The sequence below is a fragment of the Agromyces humi genome, assembly GCF_009720255.1.
Taxonomy (GTDB): Bacteria; Actinomycetota; Actinomycetes; order Actinomycetales; family Microbacteriaceae; genus Agromyces; species Agromyces humi.
On record NZ_WJSP02000400.1, the window covers coordinates 1 to 3,202 of the forward strand.

Genomic DNA, 3,202 nt, shown 5'->3' on the forward strand with positions numbered 1-3,202 from the left:
GCGCCTCGATGGCCGGGATGGCGGCCCCGGCGCTGTCGACCACCGCGTCGACGACCTGCGCGCGCTGCGGCTCGGGAACGAACGGCTCGAGTTCCTCGTCGAGGTTGGTTCCGAGCAACGTGAACAGCACCGTGCCGAGGATCGCGATGCCGAGCGCCGAACCGAACTGGCGCGCGGTGCTCTGCGTGCCCGACGCCTGACCGCTCTGCGCGACGGGCACGTCGGCGAGCACGACGCCCGTGAGCTGGGCCGTCGCGAGGCCGACGCCGAAGCCGTACACGAACAGGCCGATGACGATCTGCCACCAGGGGGTGTCGACCGCGATGACGAACGCGATGACGACGAGGCCGGCGATCTCGAGCAGGATGCCGACGCGCACCGTCCACACGGGCGCGACCCGTTGCCCCAGGGTGCCGGCCACCCCGCTCGCCGCGAAGGCGCCGATGGCGAGCCCGAGCAGCACGTACCCGGTCTGGAGGGCGTCGTAGCCGAGCACGTTCTGCAGCCAGAGCGGCAGCGAGAGGATGATGCCGAACTCGCCGAGCGACACGATGAGCGCCGCGATGTTGCCGTTGCGGAACGACGGGATGCGGAACAGCCCGAACGGGAGCATCGGATCGCGGCCGCGACGCTGCCGTGCGACGCCCCACGCGACGAACGCGGCACCGCTCAGCACGGCGATGGCGAACAGGAACGGCGTCGGCGAGATGGGGAAGGTCCACTCCCAGTCGCCGAACAGGAGCGGGGACTCGGTCTCCCACCAGCCGTAGGTGCGGCCCTCGATGAGCGCGAAGACGAGGCTCGCCGAGGTGATCACCGAGAGCACGGCGCCGACGGGGTCGAGCCGCATGGGACGGGCGGCGCGCGACTCCGCGACGGTGAGGAGGGCGCCCACGATGGTGAGGATGCCGAGCGGCACGTTGATGCCGAACGCCCACCGCCAGGAGAAGTCGGTGGTGAGCCAGCCGCCCAGCAGCGGGCCGACCGCGGCCATGCCGCCGATCGTCGAGCCCCACACCGCGAAGGCGATGCCGCGCTCACGGCCGTGGAAGTTCGCGTTGATGATCGACAGCGACGTGGGCAGGATCATCGCGCCGCCGACGCCCTGCACGACCCGCGAGAGGATGAGCAGGTCGCCGGTCGGCGCGAGCGCGGCGGCGATGCTCGCGAGGCTGAAGATCGTGATGCCGATGACCATCATCCGGCGCCGGCCCACGCGGTCGGCGATGGTGCCGAAGGTGAGCAGCAGCGCGGCGAACACGATGGTGTAGCTCTCCTGCACCCATTGCACCTGCGTCGACGTGATGCCGAGGTCGTCGACGATCGACGGGATGGCGACGTTCACGATGGTCGAGTCGACGATGATCAGCGCGACGGCCAGGCTGATGACGACCAGGCCGATCCAACGGCGGGCTGCGGATGCCACGTGCGCTCCGATCTCGTACAGGTGACTCGCTCACCCTAGGCGGGTCCGGCGCCGGGCGTCATCCATCCGAAGTTCGTCGCCGCGCGCCCGACGAGCGCACGATCGGCAGGGCCGCCCGCAGTGCCAAGGTTAGGCTAGCCTCACCAAGAAAGTGCCGCTGATCTGCGAAAAAGTCGACTTCGGATGCTGCGGGCGACAGGTCGTCGGGATTACCATCGCGGGTATCGCACCGTCGCAACCGCCCTTGGAGGTCACCATGAGCATGACGCTCGACGAACTGCCCGCCGTTGCCGAGTGTTCGGTGACGGGCTGCTCCTACAACGACCATTCCCACTGCCACGCCGCCGCCGTGACGATCGCCGGCTCCGTCGGTGACGCCGAGTGCGCGACGTTCATCCCGCTCGGCACGAAGGGCGGACTCGACAAGGTGCTGTCGCACGTGGGCGCCTGCCAGCGGTCGGAGTGCGTGCACAATTCCTCGCTCGAGTGCACCGCGGCATCCGTTCGCGTCGGCCCCGGGGTCGACGACGCGGACTGCCTCACCTACGAGCCGGCCTGAGCCACGACGAACGCCCCGGTGTCCCGCGTCGAGCGGGAGCCGGGGCGTTCGCGTGGCTGCGTCGCCGGCCTAGGCTGCGGCGGCGAGCGCCGAACGCGCGTCGCGCACGCCCTTGAGCGCTGCGGCCCACGGCACCAGCTGGTCGAGCTGGGTCGCGAGCATGCCCTGGTGGTAGGCCGCCGGCGTGAACACGTGGTAGTTCTCGAAGTCGGTCATGAGCGAGAACGCGACCTGCTGGCGCACGTCGGCGACCTGCAGCTCGCCGAGGATGAGCCGCAGGTGCTCGGCGGCCCGCGTGCCGCCCGCGGCGCCGTAGCTGACGAGCCCGGCCGCCTTGTCGTTCCACTCGCCGTAGACGAAGTCGAGCGCGTTCTTCAGCGCGCCCGACGTGGAGTGGTTGTACTCGGGGGTCACGAAGATGTAGCCGTCGAAGGAGTCGACCTTCTCGGCCCACGCCTTGGTGTGGTCGTTCGCGTACTGCCCGAGGCTCGGCGGCATGGCCTCGTCGAGGTGCGGGAGCGAGAAGTCGGCGAGGTCGACGAGCTCGAACTCGGCGTCGGTACGCGCGGAGGCGTGCTCGAGCACCCAGTTCGCGACCTGGTCGCCGACGCGGCCCGGACGCGTGCTGCCGATGATGATGCCGATCTTGACAGTGGACATGGTGTGGTGCCTTCCCGATGAAGTAGTTGACGCGTCATCATAACCTTAATAGATGACACGTCAACCAATCTCGGCTAGGCTGGCGACATGTCCGAGGTGTCCGAGATCGATGCGACCGAGTGGCAGCTCTGGCACGACTTCGCCACCATGCACCGCGACCTCATGCGCGAACTCGACCGTCGCCTGCAGCGTGACGCGGGCATCTCGCAGGGCGACTACGGCGTGATGCTCACGCTGTTCCAGGCGCCCGACCGACGGCTTCGCCCGGGCGAGCTCGGCGAGGCGATCGCCTGGGAGAAGAGCCGGCTCTCCCATCAGCTCACCCGCATGGTCGCCCGAGGTCTCGTCGAGCGCGTCGAGTGCGACACCGACGGCCGCGGCTCCTGGGTCGTGCTCACCCGTGACGGCCGCCGCGCGCTGCTGGGTGCGATGCGCGACCACGCGTCGGCCATCCGCAGCCTCTTCCTCGACGTCCTCGGTCCCGACGAGAAGCGCATGATCGCCGACGTCGCCGCCCGGGTGGGTGAGCGGCTCGACGAGGAGCCGGCGCGCGCGGC

The 3,202-nt window shown here is 69.7% G+C and carries 4 protein-coding genes; 2 read left to right on the forward strand and 2 right to left on the reverse strand.

The genetic code is table 11. The features are described 5' to 3' along the window. The coding region (locus tag GH736_RS19825; protein ID WP_159606395.1) for a DHA2 family efflux MFS transporter permease subunit at positions 1–1,426 on the reverse strand (1,426 nt) is incomplete at its 3' end. A 256-nt stretch (positions 1,427–1,682) separates the two neighbouring features. On the opposite strand from GH736_RS19825, the gene GH736_RS19830 reads away from it, so the two are divergent. Beyond that, positions 1,683–1,985, forward strand: coding sequence for a DUF1540 domain-containing protein (locus tag GH736_RS19830; RefSeq protein WP_159606397.1), 303 nt, complete (start codon positions 1,683–1,685; stop codon positions 1,983–1,985). Between the two features lie 69 nt (positions 1,986–2,054). On the opposite strand, the gene GH736_RS19835 is transcribed toward GH736_RS19830, so the two are convergent. Beyond that, on the reverse strand, positions 2,055–2,645 hold the full coding sequence (locus GH736_RS19835) for an NADPH-dependent FMN reductase (protein WP_159606399.1): 591 nt from the start codon (positions 2,643–2,645) through the stop codon (positions 2,055–2,057). Positions 2,646–2,732: 87 nt separating this feature from the next. Between GH736_RS19835 and GH736_RS19840 the strand changes: the two genes are divergently transcribed. Beyond that, positions 2,733–3,202 (forward strand): MarR family winged helix-turn-helix transcriptional regulator (locus GH736_RS19840; protein ID WP_159606401.1); only part of this gene is annotated, 470 nt, incomplete at its 3' end.